Consider the following 17,936-nt stretch of genomic DNA (forward strand, 5'->3'; position numbering starts at 1 on the left):
GCTCCACCTTTGTTCTAGTACAATCTCCTGTTTGTGTCAGCACGATATCAGGTGACCGGTGCGACAGCCGCCGAGATTTCGGTCAGCATCGAGTCCGGCATCCGCCGCGCCGCCCTCGCCCCCGGCGACCCGTTGCCGCCGGTGCGCGCGCTCGCCGCCGACCTGGCCGTCAGCCCGGCCACCGTCTCCCGCGCCTACGCCGAGCTGCGCCAACGCGGACTCATCGTCACCGCCGGCCGGCACGGTACCCGGGTACGCCCACGTCCCCCGGTCGCCGCCCGCCGCGCGGCCCTGCGCCCGCCACCCGCCCCCGGCCTGCGCGACCTGTCCCAGGGCGAACCCGATCCACGACTGCTCCCACCACTCGGCCCGCACCTGGCCGCGCTCGCCGACACCGCCAGCGCGGCGATCAGCTACTCCGACGCCGGAACGCTGCCCGAATTCGCCGAGGCCGCCCGCGACCGGCTCGTCGCCGACGGCGTGCCCGCCGCCGAACTGGCGCTCGCCGGCGGCGCGCTGGACGGCATCGAGCGGCTGCTCGGCGCCCACCTGCGCCCCGGGGACGCGGTCGCGGTCGAGGATCCGGGCTGGGCCAACCAACTCGACCTCATCGCCGCACTCGGCCTACGGCCGATCGGCGTACCGGTCGACGACGACGGCCCACTGGTCGCCGGAGTGGCCGCCGCGCTCGCCGCCGGAGCCCGAGCGCTGATCGTGACCAGCCGCGCTCAGAACCCCACCGGCGCCGCGCTCTCCGCAGACCGGGCCGCCGCGCTGCGTACCCTGCTCGCCGGGTACGCCGACCTGCTGCTCATCGAGGACGACCACGCCGCCGAACTGGCCCGCGTACCCCTGCACCCGCTCGCCGGCGCGACCACCCACTGGGCCCTGATCCGCTCGGTCAGCAAGCCCTACGGGCCCGACCTGCGCCTGGCCGTACTGGCCGGCGACGAAACCACGGTGGCCCGGGTGGCCGGCCGCTCCCGGGTCGGCGCCGGCTGGGTCTCCACCGTGCTGCAACGACTGGTGCTCTCCCTCTGGCGCGACCCGGCGGTGACCGCGCTGATCGACCGGGCGGCGGACAGCTACGAACGGCGGCGGAACGCGCTGGTCGACGCCCTGACCGAACGCGGCCTGGCCGCACACGGTCGGAGCGGGATCAACGTCTGGGTGCCGGTCACCGACGAGACCGTCGCCGCGACCGTGCTGCGCGACGCCGGCTGGCTGGTCGCCCCCGGAGCGCTGTACCGCACCGCCGCCGGACCCGGCCTGCGGATCACCATCAGCCCCCTGGACGAGCCGGAACTGCCCGCCCTGGCCGATGCCCTCACCCGCGCCGCCCATCCCACCCCACCCCCCACCCTCACCGCCTGACCCCCGCCTCGTCCCCGCCTCGTCCCCACCCCCGCCTCGTCGATCTTGCACTTTTGGTCGGGATGAATCGGGGCATACTCCGTATATCGGCGACCGTAAGTGCAAGATCGGCGGGGCTTGGGGCGAGGGCGGGGATGGGACGGGTAGAACAGTGGCATGACCGAGACCGCGCCCGGCGCCCAGCGGTTCATCCCGCCGCAGGCCGACACCCTCGACGACCTGCGTGCCGCCGCCACCGGCTGCCAGGGCTGCGAGCTGTACCGCGCCGCCTCACAGACCGTCTTCGGCCGAGGCGACGCCACCGCCCGGGTGGTCTTCGTCGGCGAACAGCCCGGCGACATGGAGGACCAGAAAGGGCTGCCCTTCGTCGGACCCGCCGGCCGGCTGCTGCGCAAGGCGGTCGACGACGCGGGACTGGACCCGGGACACATCTACCTCACCAACGCGGTGAAGCACTTCCGCTTCGAACTGCGCGGAAAACGACGCATCCACCAGACCCCGGACCGGGTGCACATCACCGCCTGCCGACCCTGGCTGGTCGCCGAGTTCGCCCAGCTGCACCCGGAGGTCGTCGTGGTGCTCGGGGCGACCGCCGCGAAAGCCCTGCTCGGCCCGGCGTTCCGGGTCACCCGCCAACGCGGGGAACTGCTGCCCTGGCCGGCCGCCGCGCAACACCCCGAGGACTTCCAGCGGGTGCCGGTGGACAGCACCGGACGCACCGCCGACGCGCCACCGGCCCAACTGCTGGCCACCATCCACCCGTCCGCCGTGCTCCGCGCCGACAACCAGGACATCGCGTACGACGGGCTGGTCGCCGACCTCACCATCGTCGCCCGCGCCCTCAGCCGCTGACAGCCACCGTCCACGCGGCCCGGCGGCGACCGACGGACGCCGCTGGGCCGGCCCGGGTGCCCGGTGCCACACTTGCCGCCATGCAGCAGCACCTGTACGAACCGGACCACGACGCGTTCCGCGACCTGTGCCGCCGGTTCCTCACCCGCGAGGCCGTGCCGCACCACGACCGCTGGGAGACCGACGGCATCGTCGACCGCGACGTGTGGCGTGCCGCCGGCGCCGCCGGACTGCTCGGCATCGACGTCGACGAGACGTACGGCGGAGGCGGGCAACAGGACTTCCGGTACAACGCCGTCCTGGTCGAGGAAATCGTGACCGCCGGCTGCTCCGGGCTCGGCTTCGGCCTGCACAACGACGTGGTCGCGCCATACCTCACCGAACTGACCACCGACGAGCAGCGCACCCGCTGGCTGCCCGGATTCTGCTCCGGCGACCTGGTCACCGCCATCGCGATGAGCGAACCGGGCGCCGGCTCCGACCTGGCCGGCATCCGCACCAACGCCGTCCGCGACGGTGACAGCTACCTGCTCAACGGGCAGAAAACATTCATCACCAACGGCGAACTCGCCGACCTCGTCATCGTGGTCGCACGCACCGCCGACCGGGGCGCGCACGGGGTCAGCCTGATCGCGGTCGAGACCGGCACCCCCGGCTTCACCCGAGGCCAGCGGCTGGCCAAGGTCGGACTGAAAGCCAACGACACCGCCGAACTCTTCTTCGACGACTGCCGGGTACCGGCGAAGAACCTCATCGGCACCGAGAACCACGGCTTCTACCACCTGATGGCCAACCTGCCCCGGGAACGGCTGAGCATCGCCGTCGCCGCGGTCGCCGCCACCGAGAAACTGCTCACGCTCACCCTCGAACACGCGCGCACCCGGGAGGCGTTCGGCCGGCCGATCGGCACATTCCAGCACAACCGGTTCCTCCTGGCCGAACTGGACACCGAGGTCACCATCGCGCGGACCTTCCTCAACCACTGCATCACCGAGTTCAACGCCGGCCGGTTGTCGGTGACCGACGCCGCCAAGGCCAAATGGTGGACCACCGAACTGCAGAACCGGGTCGCCGACCGCTGCGTGCAACTGCACGGCGGCTACGGCTTCATGCTGGAACACCCGGTGGCCAAGGCCTGGCTCGACGGCCGGGTGCAGACCATCTACGGCGGCACCACCGAGATCATGAAGGAGATCATCGGACGCGGCCTCGGGCTGTGACGAAAAACCGGGCCGCGGACACCGGCCGGAAGCGAGAGGATGAGTCACCCCGCACCAAGGAGCATGCCCGTTGGCGACCGACCTGACGACCCCCGCACCGGCGCACCCCGACGCCGCACGCATCCAGCGGCGTACCCTGCGCCTGCTCTTCACCACCCAGATCGTCGGCGGCATCGGAGTGACCATCGGCATCGCCGTCGGGGCGCTGCTCGCCGCCGAGATCGCCGGCACCGCAGTGGCCGGCCTGGCACAGAGCGCCGCCGTGGTCGGCGGTGCGCTGCTCGCCGTGCCGGTCACCCACATCACCATCGGCCACGGCCGCCGACCCGGCCTGGCCTTCGCGTACGGCGTGGGCACCTTGGGCGCCATGCTGATCGTGCTGGCCGCGGCGACCCGATCGGTCCCGCTGCTCTTCGCCGGCATGCTGCTCTTCGGCGGCGGCTCCACCGCCAACCTCCAGGCCCGCTACGCGGCGGTCGACCTCGCCGAACCGAACCGCCGGGCCCGACAACTGTCCCTGATCGTCTGGGCCACCACCATCGGCGCGGTGGCCGCCCCGAACTTCGCCGCCCTCGCCGACCACACCACCCGCGGTTGGGGACTGCCGGCACTCTCCGGCCCATTCGCGTTCAGCGCCGTCGCCTTCGTGCTCGCCGCCGGCGTACTCCAACTGTGCCTGCGGCCCGACCCGCTGCTCACCGCGCGCCGGCTCGCGGCCCCGATCCCGCCCGCCGACGCTCCGACGGCGGCCGAGCCGCTCACGGTGCCGGCTCCGCCCGCCCGGCGCGGCGCCGGCATGCGCGCCGCCTGGTCGGTGGTACGCGCCCGACCGGCCGCCCGGCTCGGCATCGCCACCGTGGCAGTGGGGCATCTGGCGATGGTGGCGGTGATGGCGATGACCCCCGTGCACCTGCGGGAGTACCACCCGGTCGAGAAGGTGCTGCCGGTCGTCGGGCTGGTGCTGAGCCTGCACATCGCCGGCATGTACGCGCTGGCGCCCGTGATCGGCTGGCTCACCGACCGACTCGGCCGCCGCCCGGTCATCCTCGGCGGCATCGGCACCCTGCTCGCCGCCTGCGCGGTCGCCGGCACCGCCGGGCACCACACCCCCCGCCTCACCGTCGGGCTGGTGCTGCTCGGGCTGGGCTGGTCGGCGACCATGGTGGCCGGCTCCACCCTGCTGTCGGAGTCGGTACCCGACGCGGTGCGACCCCAGGCGCAGGGCCTCTCCGACCTGGTCATGGGGTGCGCCGGGGCGCTGGCCGGCGCGCTCAGCGGGTTTGTCGTGCAGCTGTCCGGCTATCCGGTGCTGACCCTGCTCGCCGCGATCGCGGTGATGCCCCTGCTGGCGCTAGCGTTGCGACCGGTGGGCGCGGCGGGCGAGGAGGACTGATCACGTGCGGCTGACCGACTTCTGGACGCGACTGGAGGAGGCGTTCGGGCCGGGGTACGCGGCCAGCATCGCCAGCGACCAGGTGCTGTCACAGCTCGACGGGCGGACCATCGAGCAGGCCCTCGCGGCCGGTGAGGAGACGCACGTGGTGTGGCGAGCGGTGGTCGCCGCCTACCCCGACCGGGTCCCCACCCGGCTACGCTGAGCAGCCGATTCGCTACTTCCGCGTGTCTCTTGCCGACTCGTACACCTGTTCGGCTATTGTCCACAGCGGGGTGCTCGTCCACAGGCCACGGCCGGCCGGCTGGTTTTCTGTCGGACCCAGCGCCTAGCGTGTTCCGCGTGACGCGAAGCTCAGGAAAGACGCCGGCGAAGGCAGGGGTGGCAACGATGGCAGCAGGACCTGACCGGGAGAAGGCGCTCGACCTTGCTCTCGCTCAGATCGACAAACAGTTCGGCAAGGGCTCGGTGATGCGCCTGGGGGAACGGCCGGTCGTGCAGACCGCGGTGATCCCCACCGGCTCCATCGCGCTCGACGTCGCGCTCGGCGTGGGCGGCCTGCCCCGCGGCCGGGTGGTGGAGGTATACGGCCCGGAGAGCAGCGGGAAAACTACGGTCGCCCTGCACGCCGTGGCCAACGCCCAGCGCAACGGCGGCATCGCCGCCTTCATCGACGCCGAGCACGCGCTCGACCCGGAGTACGCCCGGGCCCTCGGCGTCGACACCGACGCCCTGCTGGTCTCCCAGCCCGACACCGGCGAGCAGGCGTTGGAGATCGCGGACATGCTGGTCCGCTCCGGCGCGCTGGACATCATCGTGATCGACTCGGTCGCCGCCCTGGTGCCGCGCGCCGAGATCGAGGGCGAGATGGGCGACAGCCACGTGGGTCTTCAGGCCCGGCTGATGAGCCAGGCGCTGCGGAAGATCACCGGTGTGCTCAACAACACCGGCACCACCGCGATCTTCATCAACCAGTTGCGAGAAAAAATCGGTGTGATGTTCGGATGCATGTCGTACTCGACCAGGGTCACCCTGGCTGACGGCACGCAGGAGAAAATCGGCAAGATCGTCAACCAGCGGATGGATGTCGAGGTTCTCTCCTACAACCCGGACACTGACCGGGTGGAGCCGAAGCGGATCACCAATTGGTTCAACAACGGCCCGGCGGAGCAGTTCCTTCAGTTCACCGTCGCCAAGTCGGGCGGGAATGGTCGAGCCCAGTTCGCCGCCACCGCCAACCACCTGATCCGTACGCCTGGTGGCTGGCGGGAGGCGGGCGAGTTGATCGCTGGTGACCGGGTGATGCTTGCCGAGTCACGACGTCTCAGTGAGCAGCAGTGGCAGGTCGTGCTCGGTTCGTTGATGGGCGATGGCGCCCTTTCGCCGAACCGCCGGGACCGATCCGGTGTCCGCTTCCGCCTCGGCCACGGCGCACAGCAGGTCGACTACCTCGACTGGAAGGTGTCGCTGCTCGGCAACATCGGCCACTCGCGGCGTACCGACACACGGGGCGCGGCCTTCGTCGACTTCACCCCACTGCCCGAGTTGGACGAGCTGCGCCGCGCGGTTTACCTGGGCGATGGCAAGAAGCACCTCAGCTGGGATTATCTCAAGGCGCTGACCCCTCTGGCTCTCGCCGTGTGGTACATGGACGACGGGTGCTTCACGCTCCGGTCCAAGGGCCTGCAGAAGCGTACGGCAGGCGGCTCCGGCCGGATTGAGATCTGCGTCGAGGCGATGGCGGAGGGCAGCCGCAACCGTCTGGTCGAGCATCTGCGTGACGTGTACGGCATGGACGTGAAGCTGGTGTCTCGTGGCACCCGGCAGACGGCTTCGATCATGTTCACGACGGAATCATCGGCGAGGTTTCAGGCGCTGATCGCTCCGTATGTGCCGGCTGCGATGGCGTCCAAGTTGCTGCCGCGTTTCCAAGGCCAATGCTCCGTCGAGCCGCAGTTCGTCCCAGCAGAGATCACGCCGGTGCCGGCCCGGATTATCGACGTGCGGGTCAAGCCGAAAACCCGTTCGATGAACCGATTCGACATTGAGGTGGAGGGCAACCACAACTACTTCGTGGACGGGGTCATGGTGCACAACAGCCCTGAGACGACCACGGGTGGGCGGGCGTTGAAGTTCTACGCTTCGGTCCGGCTCGATGTGCGGCGCATCGAGAGCCTGAAGGACGGCACCGATGTGGTCGGTAACCGCACTCGGGTCAAGGTCGTGAAGAACAAGGTGGCCTCACCGTTCAAGCAGGCCGAGTTCGACATCATGTACGGCAAGGGCATCTCCCGCGAGGGCTCGCTGATCGACGTCGGCGTCGAGCAGTCGATCATCCGCAAGTCCGGTGCCTGGTACACCTACGAGGGTGACCAGCTCGGCCAGGGCAAGGAGAAGGCCCGCGAGTTCCTCCGGGAAAACCCGGACGTGGCCGCCGAGATCGAGAAGAAGATCCTGGAGAAGCTCGGCGTCGGGGTCGGCGCGGGCGACGCCGCCGGTGGGCCAGAGTTGCCGCCGGTCGACTTCTGATCTGACCCGTGGCTGGACGACGTGCCCGCACGGGGCGGGGCTGGGATGCCAGTCCGTCCCGTGCGGGCGACAGCACGCCGCGTCCCCGTCGCCGCTCCTCGGCGAGCGAGACCGACCCGGGCGAGGACGGGGGCGCGGGGCCGGCCCCGCGTGACGAGGGTGAGGTGGCCCGGGAGATCTGCCTGCGGCAGCTTTCGGTCCGCCCACGTACCCGGGCCGAGTTGGCTGCCGCGCTGGCCCGGCGGGGCATCTCCGAGGAGACCGCGAGCGAGGTTCTCGACCGGTACGACGAGGTCGGGATCATCGACGACGCCGCGTTCGCCCGGGCCTGGGTGACCAGCCGGCACGCCGGCCGAGGGCTGGCCCGCCGCGCGCTGGCCAACGAGTTGCGCCAGCGCGGAGTGGACGGCGACACCGCCAGCGAGGCGCTCGGCGAGTTGGACGAGACCACCGAGGCGGAGACCGCGCTGGCCCTGGTTCGGCGGAAGCTGCGTACCGCCCGGGGTGAGCCGGACGCGGTGTTCCGGCGGCTGGTCGGCATGCTGGCCCGCAAGGGCTATCCGCCGGGGGTGGCCATTCGGGCGGTGAAGGAGGCGCTGGCGGAGCAGAGCGCCGAGGCGGCCGAGTTCGCCGAGCAGATCGACGCCGACGCGCTGGCCGACGCCGAGGAGGAGGGTCTCCGCTGAGACTCGCGCGTCGGCGCGGGTCGCGTGGGAGAGCTTCGGCCCGCGTAGCCGCCTTGTTTGTCCCTGGGCGTCCGACTCTTCGTTGGCGGTGTGTGACGACTCAACTTCTCTCCGTCCGGGTGGTTTGATCATGACTTCTTGACCGGAGCCCGTCGGAGACCTAGCCTCGCCATAAAGGCTCACATTGCCCGACCAAGCGCAGGCTAAGCGCACAACATAGAACGCGTAACAAGACAGCATCACTTTGGCCAGCTCCATCGGCCTGACGCCAGCTCCGGACAGGCCGGTCCGGTGCCGGCAGGACACCTTCAGCCGGCCCGTCGGCGCTCCACTCGGGAGACCGCCGGCGGAGAAAGCTGTCCCCATGGCCAGGCGCTCCGGTCGGGCGTCCAGAGTCGTAGGAGTGTGCCTACCGGCAGGTTCCTGCGGCGCGACGTTCAGGGGAGGCGCGCCATGGCGAGGCGACACGGATCCGCGGGGTGGCCGGCATGAGCGGGTGTGGGCGAACGAGCCATTGGTCGCTGTCTGATGGCGGCGCGGAGCGGCGGGGAGCGCCGGTAGCCAGCGAGCGGTTCGGCGTGCCGGTGACCAGCGGGCGATGCGGAGTGCCGGCATGAGCGGGAAGGCGGCTGCCGGCCCGGCGGAGGCCGGTAACACCGACGACGGCGAGCAGCCGCCAGCGACGGGAGCGGCGGCATGAGCGCCTTCGAGGTCGTACTGCTGATCGCCGTGCTGGTGCTCACCCTGGTGGTGCTCGGCGCCGTGGTGCTCGGGATGCGGATGGTGCGCGGGTTGCAGGCGCGCCCGGCGCCGGAGGATCCTGCCTACATCGCCGAGAAGGACCGCCAGGAGCAGTCCCTGGCCGCGTTGCGTACCGCCGCCGACGAGGCGAACAGCACGATCGACGTGGCGAAGTCCGCGGCGGCGGCGGCCCGCGCGGAGGCGGCTGCGGCCAGGGCCGAGGCGAAGGCGGCTCGGGCGGAGGCGCGTCGCATGCTCGACGTCGCCCGCGCCGAGGCGGACACGGTGCTGGAGCGCGCGCACAAGCAGGCCGAGGCGGACGCCGAGCAGTTGCGGACCACGGCCCGGCGCAGCGGTGAGCGGGAGGTGGCGGTGCTCGCCGCGACCACCCGCGAGCAGGCCGCCGAGGTGGAGCGGCGGGCGGCCCGGATGGATGAGCGGGAGCGGCTGCACACCGAGGAGGTGGAGCGACTCGCGGAGCGGGAGCGCCAGCTGACGGCGGCGAGCGCCGCCCTCGCCGCGCGGGAGGCCGCGCTGGCGGTCCGCGACGAGGAGCTGACCGAGGCGGAGAACCAGCGGCGGCGCGAGTTGGAGCGGGTCGCCGGGTTGACCGCTGACGCCGCGCGGGGCGAGTTGGTGGAGGTGATCGAGACCCAGGCGAAGCGGGAGGCGGCGCTGCTGGTGCGGGACATCGAGGCGGATGCCCGGTCCACCGCCGAGCAGCGGGCCCGGCACATCGTGGTCGACGCGATCCAGCGGGTTGCCAGCGAGCAGACCGCGGAGAGCGTGGTCAGTGTGCTGCACCTGCCGGGAGACGAGATGAAGGGGCGGATCATCGGCCGGGAGGGCCGCAACATCCGGGCCTTCGAGTCGGTCACCGGAGTCAACCTGATCATCGACGACACTCCCGAGGCGGTGTTGCTGTCCTGCTTCGACCCGGTGCGCCGGGAGGTGGGCCGGTTGACGCTGGAGAAGCTGGTGCTCGACGGTCGGATCCACCCGCACCGGATCGAGGAGGTGCACGAGTTGGCCCGGCAGGAGGTGGACCAGCTGTGCCGGCGGGCCGCCGAGGACGCTCTGGTGGAGGTCGGCATCACCGAGATCCACCCGGAGCTGGTCACGCTGCTCGGCCGGCTGCGTTACCGCACGTCGTACGGGCAGAACGTGCTCAAGCATCTGCTGGAGACGGCGCACATCGCCGGCATCATGGCCGCCGAGCTGCGCCTGGACGTGCCGTTGATCAAGCGGTCGGCGTTCCTGCACGACATCGGCAAGGCGTTGACCCACGAGGTGGAGGGCAGCCACGCCATCGTCGGTGCCGAGGTGGCCCGCAAGTACGGCGAGAGCGAGGACGTGGTGCACGCCATCGAGGCGCATCACAACGAGGTGCCGCCGCAGACGGTGGAGGCCGTGCTGACCCAGGCCTCCGACGCCTGTTCCGGGGGCCGGCCGGGGGCGCGGCGGGAGAGTCTGGAGGCGTACGTCAAGCGGCTGGAGCGGATCGAGGAGATCGCGGCCGGCAAGCTCGGGGTGGAGAAGGTCTTCGCCATGCAGGCGGGCCGGGAGATCCGGGTGATGGTCAAGCCCGACGACGTGGACGACATCGGTGCGGCGGTGCTGGCCCGGGACGTGGCCAAGCAGATCGAGGAGGAACTGACCTATCCCGGCCAGATCCGGGTGACGGTGGTCCGCGAGTCCCGCGTCACCGAGATCGCCCGCTGAGGTGTAAGGAGGGGCCCCTTTTTAACGCCTCGTGCATAGGAAGGGCCCCTTCTTAACGGCCGACGGCGCGTACCGTCGCCGGGTGCGCGGGCGCACGCACCCGTGCTCCGCGCCGCGCACGCCGGGCACCGCGTACTCCGCGCCGTAACCGGGGCGGTCACACGCTGAAGGCGGCGGTAGGACGCGAAGCGGCGCCAGCCAATCTGGCCGGCGCCGCTTCCGGTGGGCCAGTTCAGCCCTGCGGTTCGGAGACGGTGACACCGCCCTCCGGGGTGGAGTCGGGCGCGTTGGCCGGGGCGGTCTGCTTCGGTACCCGGAAGGCCCGGACGCGGCTGCGCCGGTCCAGCCAACCGGCGAACCAGGTCAGCATGGAGTTGATGACGATGTAGATGACCGCGATCACCATCGCCGCGGCGATGATGTTGCCGTAGTTGGCGGCGAGGTCGTTGACGCCGCGTTGGAGCAGCTCCGGGTAGGCCACGATGTAGCCGAGCGCGGTGTCCTTGAGCAGCACCACCAGCTGGCTGACGATGATCGGCAGCATGGCCCGGGCCGCCTGCGGGATCAGGATCAGCTGCATGACCCGGGTCTTGCGCATGCCGATCGCGTACGCCGCCTCGGACTGTCCGGCGGGCAGGGACCGGATGCCGGCTCGGAACGCCTCGGCCAGCACCGACCCGTTGTAGAGGGTCAGGCCGATCACCACGGCCCAGAAGGCGGTCACCGGCTGCTTGATGACGTACGGCAGGCCGTAGAAGACGAAGAAGATCATCAGAAGCAGCGGCACGGCTCGGAAGAACTCCACCACCGCGCCGGCCGGCACACTGATCCACCGGTGGTCGGAGATGCGGCCGACGGCGAAGACGATGCCGAAGGCGAGCGAGAGCAGCATGCCGACGACCGCCGCCTTGAGGGTGGCCCACAGGCCCGGCAGGATGAACTGCGTCCAGGTGGTCGACCGGGTGAAGGGCTCCCACAGCCGGGGCTCCCACTGGTTGGCCTGGTCGAACTTGGTGTAGATCCAGTAGAGCAGCCCGAGCAGCGCGACGCCGAAGACGACGCTGAGCACCGTGTTGCGGACCCGGGCCCGCGGCCCCGGGTGGTCGTAGAGGACGCTGGTGGTGCTCATCAGCGCTTCACCGCCAGACGGTTGGCCAGCCAGCCGAAGAGGTAGCCGGTGGGGATCAGGAGCGCGGCGAAGGTGCCGGCGATGACCAGGAAGATCGGGATGACCGCGTCACCGTTGCTGTTGATCAGGTCCTTCATGACGTTGGAGGACTCCATCAACCCGATGGTGCCGACGATGGTGGCGTTCTTGCAGAGCGCGATCAGGACACTGCCGAAGGGCGCGATCACCGAACGCGCGGCCTGCGGCAGCACCACGATCCGCAGGGTCTGCGCGAAGGACAACCCGATCGCCCGGGCCGCCTCGGCCTGCCCGGTCGGCACGGTGTTGATGCCCGAGCGGACCGCCTCGCAGACGAACGCGGCGGTGTAGACCGACAGGCCGATCACGCCGAGCCAGTAGCGGTTGAGGTCGAGTTCCTGCGACAGACTCAGCCCGAGAGTGGAGTACAGCCCGAAATAGCAGAAGAAGATGACCAGGGTGAGCGGGGTGTTGCGGAAGATGTTCACCCAGGCCGCGCCGAAGCCGCGCAGCACGGGTACGGGGGAGACCCGCATCCCGGCCAGCAGTACGCCGAGGAGCAGCGCGAAGACTGCAGACGCGCCGGTCAGTTTGAGGATCCAGAGGAAACCCGACAGGTACGCGTCGAAGTTCTTCGGATCGGTGAATACGTGCATGCTTCGGCTCCCGAGGCACGTCATGGCGGCCGCTGACAGGCCGGAGCCGGCACCCCACTGGGATGCCGGCTCCGGTCACGGTCAGACAGCGCCGCAGTGGGTCAGCTTGGTGGTGTCCAGCTCGGGCGCGGCGGTGCCGCTCTTGCCCAGGGTGGCGTCCCAGGCGGCCTTGTAGGTGCCGTCACCGGCGGCGGCCTTGAGGATTTCGTTGACCTTCTCGCAGCCGGCCTTGTCGTCCTTCTTCAGGCCGATGCCGTACGGCTCCTCGGAGAAGGGGCTGCCGACGACCTTGAACTTGCCGGCGTACTGGTCCTGCGCGGCGTAGCCGGCGAGGATGATGTCGTCGGTGGTCACCGCGTCGACCTGGCCGTTCTCCAGCAGCGGCAGGCACTTCGAGTACGCGTCGAACTGCTCCAGCTTGGCGTCCGGGTACTTCTCGGTGATCCGCTTGGCCGGGGTCGAGCCGGTCGCCGAGCAGACCGTCTTGCCGGCCAGTTGGTCCGGCCCGGTGAGCGTCGAGTCCGCCTTGACCAGCAGGTCCTGGCCGGCCATGTAGTACGGGCCAGCGAAGCCGACCTTCTGCTTGCGCTCGTCGCTGATGGTGTAGGTGGCAATCACCAGGTCGACGGTGCCCTGCTCGATGAAGGGCTCACGGTTGGAGGACACGGTGGTCTTCCACTCGATGTTGCCCTCCTCGACGCCGAGACCCTTCGCGATGATCTTCGCGATCTCGACGTCGAAGCCCTCGTACTTGCTGCCGGTCTGCAGGCCCAGGCCCGGCTGGTCGGCCTTGACCCCGATGACCAGCTTCTTCTGGCTCTCGGCCTTGCCCACGATGCCGCCGGCGCCGGAACCACCCTCGTCGCTGTCCCCGCCACAGGCGGCCATGGTGATCGCGAGGCCGGCAGCGGCGGCAATCGCCGCCATGCGCTTCATTCGCATACTTGTTCTCCTTCTGGAACTGGAGCCGGGCCGGGTCACGGCCCGCTCCGCTACGGAACGCCTAGTGCGTGAGAATCTTCGAAAGGAAGTCCCGGGCCCGCTCGCTGCGCGGATTGGCGAAGAAATCCGTGGGAGCCGCGTCCTCGACGAGCTTGCCGTCGGCCATGAAGATGACCCGGTTGGCGGCGTGCCGGGCGAAGCCCATCTCGTGGGTGACCACGACCATCGTCATGCCCTCGCGGGCCAGCGAGGTCATCACATCCAGCACCTCGCCGACCATCTCCGGGTCCAGGGCGCTGGTGGGCTCGTCGAAGAGCATCGCCTTGGGCTGCATGGCCAGGGCGCGGGCGATCGCGACGCGTTGCTGCTGGCCGCCGGAGAGCTGGGCGGGGAACTTGTCGGCCTGGTTGGCGATGCCGACCCGGTCGAGCAGGGCGAGGCCGCGCTCGCGGGCGGCGGCCGGCTTCTCCCCGCGTACCTTGATCGGGCCTAGGGTGACGTTCTCCAGGATCGTCTTGTGCGCGAAGAGGTTGAACGACTGGAAGACCATGCCGACCTCGCTGCGCAGCTTTGCCAGGGCCCGGCCCTCGGCCGGCAGTTCCTGCCCGTCGAAGGTGATGGTGCCGGAGTTGATCGGCTCCAGCCGGTTGATCGTGCGGCACAGGGTCGACTTGCCGGAGCCGGACGGGCCGATCACCACAACCACCTCGCCGCGGTCCACGGAGAGTGAGACGTCGTCCAGCACGTGCAGCGGCCCGTACCACTTGTTGACCGAGTCCAGCACGATGAGCGGTTCGCCCGTCGCCACGTCGTCCCCCTCGTTGCCTGGCGGGGGGCCGGTCGGCCCCCGGTAGCGGTCACTGTAGGCGGGGTGAAGTGGCGGCACGCAACTCAGATGGTCACGAGGCGGTAACACCGTTTCTGATCGGTGCCTCCGCGCCCGGAATTGCCCACTACGGGTGGCGCCCGCGCCCGGAATTGCCCACTACGGGGTGGCGCCCGCGCCCGGCGACGAAGATCATGTGGGGATGGACGAAGTCGTGCGGCTGACCCGGTACGCCCGCGGTGGCGGATGCGCCTGCAAGATTCCACCGGGCGAGTTGGAGACGATGCTCTTCGGCCTGGACCCGGCCACCGACACCGCCGACCTGCTGGTCGGGCTCGATCACGGCGACGACGCCGCGGTGGTCCGGCTCGACGCGCGCACCGGCGTGGTGACCACAGCGGACTTTTTCACCCCGGTGGTCGACGACGCGTACGACTGGGGGCGGATCGCCGCGACCAACGCGCTGTCCGACGTGTACGCGATGGGCGGCAACCCGTTGGTCGCGCTCAACCTGCTCTGCTGGCCCCGCGAGACGCTGCCGCTGGAGTTGGCCCGCGAGGTGCTGCGCGGCGGCCGGGACGTGGCCCGCGCCGCGGGCTGCCACCTGGCCGGCGGGCACAGCGTCGACGACGACGGTCCGAAGTACGGCCTGGCGGTGACCGGGCTGGTCCGGCCGCAGGAGTTGATCACCCTCGATGCCGGGCGGGCCGGGTTGCCGCTGTCGTTGACCAAGCCGCTCGGCGTCGGTGTGCTCAACAGCCGGCACAAGAACACCGGCGAGAGCTTCCCCGAGGCGGTCGCGTCGATGACCACGCTGAACCGGGAGGCGGCTCGCGCCGCCGTGGCGGCCGGGGTGCGTTGCGGCACCGACGTGACCGGGTTCGGCCTGCTCGGTCACGCCTCGAAGCTGGCCCGAGCCAGTCGGCTCACCGTGGCGATCGACGCCGCCCGGGTGCCGTACCTCGGCGGTGCCCGGGAGGCCGCCCGCGACGGGTACGTCAGCGGCGGTTCCCGGCGCAACCTGGAATGGGTGACCCCGTGGACCGACTTCGGCGCGGTCGCAGAGATCGACCGGCTGTTGCTCGCCGACGCGCAGACCTCCGGCGGCCTGCTGGTCGCCGGTGAGGTGCCCGGCGCGCCGGTCGTCGGTGAGTTGCTGCCCCGGGGCGAGCACCTGGTCGTGCTGCGCTGAGAACCGACCGCGGGCACCATACCCGATAAACTGTCACCTTCCCGTTGCCCGGAGCGATGAGGCTCGCGGAAATTTTGCCCAGAATGGTCACAGACCGGTAACTTGCCCCCGGCTAGGGGCAAATGCCTACCACCATCGTCGGTAAGGCCCGATCTGGAGGCCGGTGGACGAGCACAGCGAGGAGGCGGCATGACCGAGCTGTGGAGCTGGAGAATCGACGGCGTACGGCCGGTGGAGGTCTATCCGGCGCTCGCCGACGCGCTCGGCCGGGTGGTGATGCCACTGGCCGTCGCCGACCCGGCCCGGCTGCCGGCGTACGCGGTGGTCTGCGACGTGTGGCAGGCCCCGGGCGAGTTCGCCACGGTCGTGGACTGCTACGGCGTGCCCGAGACCCTGCCCGAGCTGCCCAGCGTCGCGGCGCTGGCCCGGCTGCTCGGGCGCAACTGCGTGCTGCGCGACGACACCCTCGACGCCACCCGGCACCTGCTGGTCGCTCCCGACGGCAGCATCCGGCCGGTGCACTTCGACGTACGGGAGACCGACGACGGCGAGGTGCTGAGCAACCGACGCCTGTGCACCGAGGCCGACCCGCGCTGCCGCGGCTGGTCGCGTTGCCACCGCTCCCGCTGGGTTCCCGACTCGGTGAACCCCGCCCTCGCCGCCGCCTGACACCTCATCGGCTGCGGACGACCAGGTCGTCGAGGAGGGTGCGGGTGGCGGCGGCGACCGCGGCCACCGCGGCGTCGAACGCGGCGGCGTTGTGCGCGGCCGGCGCCCGGAATCCGGAGATCTTCCGGACGTACTGCAACGCGGCGGCCTGCACGTCGGCGTCGGTGACCGCCGGGGTGTACGGCTCACGCAGCGTCTTGATGCTCCGGCACATGGCTCCTCCTCGTTCCGTCGGTTCCCGCTGGTGCGGATACGCTGTGCACGTCATGACTACCGCAGCGGCGAGCGGCCCGCGCACGTACCAGGTGCGCACCTACGGCTGCCAGATGAACGTGCACGACTCCGAGCGCATCTCCGGCCTGTTGGAACAGGCCGGCTACGTCCGCGCGGGCCAGGCCGACGACACCCCGGACGTGATGGTGTTCAACACCTGCGCGGTCCGGGAGAACGCCGACAACCGACTGTACGGCAACCTCGGTCAACTGCGTCCGGTCAAGGACCGGCACCCGGGGATGCAGATCGCGGTCGGTGGTTGCCTGGCCCAGAAGGACCGGGGCGACATCGTCCGCAAGGCGCCCTGGGTCGACGTGGTCTTCGGCACCCACAACATCGGCTCGCTGCCGGTGCTGTTGGAGCGTGCCCGGCACAACACCGCCGCCGAGGTGGAGATCCTCGAGTCCCTCGACGTCTTCCCCTCCACGCTGCCGACGCGCCGCGAGTCGACGTACGCCGGCTGGGTGTCGATCTCGGTCGGCTGCAACAACACGTGCACCTTCTGCATCGTGCCCGCGCTGCGCGGCAAGGAGAAGGATCGCCGCCCCGGCGACATCCTCAGCGAAGTACGGGCGCTGGTCGACGAGGGTGTGCTGGAGGTGACCCTGCTCGGGCAGAACGTCAACTCCTACGGTGTGGAGTTCGGCGACCGGTACGCGTTCGGGAAGCTGCTGCGCGCCTGCGGGGAGATCGACGGGCTGGAGCGGGTGCGGTTCACCAGCCCGCATCCGAAGGACTTCACCGACGACGTGATCGCGGCGATGGCCGAGACACCGAACGTCTGCCACTCGCTGCACATGCCGTTGCAGTCGGGCTCCGACGACGTGCTGCGGGCGATGCGCCGGTCGTACCGGTCGGAGCGCTATCTGGGCATCATCGAGAAGGTCCGCGCGGCGATGCCGGACGCGGCGATCACCACCGACATCATCGTCGGCTTTCCCGGCGAGACCGAGGCGGACTTCGAGCGCACCCTGGACGTGGTCCGGGCGGCCCGGTTCTCCTCCGCCTTCACCTTCCAGTATTCGAAGCGCCCCGGCACGCCGGCCGCGACCATGGACGGCCAGTTGCCCAAGCAGGTCGTGCAGGAGCGGTACGAGCGGCTGATCACCTGCGTCGAGGAGATCACCTGGGCGGAGAACAAGAAGCTGGTGGGCGAGACCGTCGAGGTGCTGGTCGCCGTCGGCGAGGGCCGCAAGGACGAGCGCACCGGCCGGATGTCCGGCCGGGCCCGCGACGGCCGCCTGGTGCACTTCGACGCCGGCTCGTACGCCGGGTCGATCCGTCCCGGCGACATCGTGCACACCACGATTACCTACGCCGCCCCGCACCACCTCAACGCCGACGGTGAGCCGCTGTCGCACCGCCGCACCCGGGCCGGCGACGCGGCCGAGGCCGGGCGGTCGCCGCGTACCCCCGGGGTGTTGCTCGGGCTGCCCACGGTCGGCGCCCCGGCCGCGTCGCCCGCGCCGACCAGCGGCTGCGCCGTCACGCACTGAGCCGAGTCGGGCCCTTCTTCAGGCTTGAGCGCCCGCAGCCCGGCGGTCATTTTCGCCCAGACCCGCCGGCAGCTGCTGTGGTCGAACCCGCCAAGGCATTGACCGCACCGTCACCGTCCTAAATCGACGGTGCTGGTGCGGTTCTTGCTGTCAGATCTTGGTCGTTGCGGTCTGCCGGATCGGTGTCGGCCGTATCGTGCTGGCCGGTATGGAGGATT

At 70.5% G+C, this 17,936-nt stretch carries 16 protein-coding genes and 2 pseudogenes; 13 read left to right on the forward strand and 5 right to left on the reverse strand.

From position 1 onward, the window contains the following. Positions 1–33 precede the first annotated feature (33 nt). The 10 genes and pseudogenes from IEY61_RS09260 (at position 34) to rny (ending at position 10,517) form a co-directional block, all read left to right on the forward strand. Entirely contained in the window at positions 34–1,374 is a 1,341-nt protein-coding gene (locus IEY61_RS09260) for an aminotransferase class I/II-fold pyridoxal phosphate-dependent enzyme (protein ID WP_189042565.1), read from the forward strand. Between the two features lie 156 nt (positions 1,375–1,530). Then, entirely contained in the window at positions 1,531–2,226 is a 696-nt protein-coding gene (locus IEY61_RS09265) for a UdgX family uracil-DNA binding protein (protein WP_189042567.1), read from the forward strand. An 80-nt stretch (positions 2,227–2,306) separates the two neighbouring features. Then, a complete protein-coding gene (locus tag IEY61_RS09270) occupies positions 2,307–3,446 on the forward strand; it encodes an acyl-CoA dehydrogenase family protein (RefSeq protein WP_189042569.1) in 1,140 nt (379 codons plus the stop codon). 70 nt (positions 3,447–3,516) lie between these two features. Continuing rightward, positions 3,517–4,839 carry an MFS transporter gene (locus IEY61_RS09275; protein WP_189042571.1) on the forward strand — a complete coding sequence of 441 codons (1,323 nt, stop codon included), beginning with the start codon at positions 3,517–3,519 and terminating at the stop codon, positions 4,837–4,839. A gap of 4 nt (positions 4,840–4,843) precedes the next feature. Further along, complete coding sequence (locus IEY61_RS09280; protein ID WP_189042573.1) at positions 4,844–5,044, forward strand: DUF3046 domain-containing protein; 201 nt, start codon at positions 4,844–4,846, stop codon at positions 5,042–5,044. Between the two features lie 185 nt (positions 5,045–5,229). Beyond that, positions 5,230–6,081, forward strand: a pseudogene (gene recA, locus IEY61_RS31945) (recombinase RecA); the annotation flags it as partial. A gap of 39 nt (positions 6,082–6,120) precedes the next feature. Beyond that, a pseudogene (locus IEY61_RS31950) lies at positions 6,121–6,696 on the forward strand (LAGLIDADG endonuclease); the annotation flags it as partial. Between the two features lie 171 nt (positions 6,697–6,867). Further along, a complete protein-coding gene (locus IEY61_RS31955) occupies positions 6,868–7,368 on the forward strand; it encodes a hypothetical protein (protein WP_269742610.1) in 501 nt (166 codons plus the stop codon). A gap of 8 nt (positions 7,369–7,376) precedes the next feature. Further along, positions 7,377–8,054: a regulatory protein RecX gene (locus IEY61_RS09290; RefSeq protein ID WP_189042577.1), complete on the forward strand. Its 678-nt coding sequence runs from the start codon at positions 7,377–7,379 to the stop codon at positions 8,052–8,054. Between the two features lie 696 nt (positions 8,055–8,750). Next, a complete protein-coding gene (gene rny / locus IEY61_RS09295) occupies positions 8,751–10,517 on the forward strand; it encodes a ribonuclease Y (RefSeq protein WP_189042579.1) in 1,767 nt (588 codons plus the stop codon). A 232-nt stretch (positions 10,518–10,749) separates the two neighbouring features. On the opposite strand, the gene IEY61_RS09300 is transcribed toward rny, so the two are convergent. The 4 genes from IEY61_RS09300 to IEY61_RS09315 all read right to left on the reverse strand — a co-directional run bounded on the left by IEY61_RS09300 (position 10,750) and on the right by IEY61_RS09315 (position 14,070). After that, complete coding sequence (locus IEY61_RS09300) at positions 10,750–11,646, reverse strand: amino acid ABC transporter permease (RefSeq protein ID WP_189042581.1); 897 nt, start codon at positions 11,644–11,646, stop codon at positions 10,750–10,752. Continuing rightward, positions 11,646–12,320: an amino acid ABC transporter permease gene (locus IEY61_RS09305; RefSeq protein ID WP_189042583.1), complete on the reverse strand. Its 675-nt coding sequence runs from the start codon at positions 12,318–12,320 to the stop codon at positions 11,646–11,648. The genes IEY61_RS09300 and IEY61_RS09305 overlap by 1 nt, the downstream gene beginning before the upstream one ends. Before the next feature lie 81 nt (positions 12,321–12,401). Then, positions 12,402–13,262 carry a glutamate ABC transporter substrate-binding protein gene (locus tag IEY61_RS09310; protein ID WP_189042585.1) on the reverse strand — a complete coding sequence of 287 codons (861 nt, stop codon included), beginning with the start codon at positions 13,260–13,262 and terminating at the stop codon, positions 12,402–12,404. A 61-nt stretch (positions 13,263–13,323) separates the two neighbouring features. Beyond that, the gene (locus IEY61_RS09315; RefSeq protein WP_189042587.1) at positions 13,324–14,070 is read right to left on the reverse strand and encodes an amino acid ABC transporter ATP-binding protein; all 747 of its coding nucleotides are present in this window, start codon (positions 14,068–14,070) and stop codon (positions 13,324–13,326) included. 220 nt (positions 14,071–14,290) lie between these two features. Between IEY61_RS09315 and selD the strand changes: the two genes are divergently transcribed. Further along, positions 14,291–15,280, forward strand: a complete 990-nt coding sequence (selD, locus tag IEY61_RS09320) for a selenide, water dikinase SelD (RefSeq protein WP_189042589.1) — start codon at positions 14,291–14,293, stop codon at positions 15,278–15,280. 189 nt (positions 15,281–15,469) lie between these two features. Beyond that, the gene (locus tag IEY61_RS09325) at positions 15,470–15,949 is read left to right on the forward strand and encodes a hypothetical protein (RefSeq protein WP_189042591.1); all 480 of its coding nucleotides are present in this window, start codon (positions 15,470–15,472) and stop codon (positions 15,947–15,949) included. 4 nt (positions 15,950–15,953) lie between these two features. Here the strand turns inward: IEY61_RS09325 and IEY61_RS09330 are convergent, their stop codons facing one another. Next, complete coding sequence (locus tag IEY61_RS09330) at positions 15,954–16,163, reverse strand: DUF2277 family protein (protein ID WP_189042593.1); 210 nt, start codon at positions 16,161–16,163, stop codon at positions 15,954–15,956. A gap of 52 nt (positions 16,164–16,215) precedes the next feature. Between IEY61_RS09330 and miaB the strand changes: the two genes are divergently transcribed. Beyond that, a complete protein-coding gene (miaB, locus tag IEY61_RS09335; protein ID WP_189042595.1) occupies positions 16,216–17,718 on the forward strand; it encodes a tRNA (N6-isopentenyl adenosine(37)-C2)-methylthiotransferase MiaB in 1,503 nt (500 codons plus the stop codon). Positions 17,719–17,936 lie beyond the last annotated feature (218 nt).

The sequence above is a fragment of the Micromonospora sonchi genome (assembly GCF_014646235.1).
In the GTDB taxonomy this organism is placed as follows: Bacteria; Actinomycetota; Actinomycetes; order Mycobacteriales; family Micromonosporaceae; genus Micromonospora; species Micromonospora sonchi.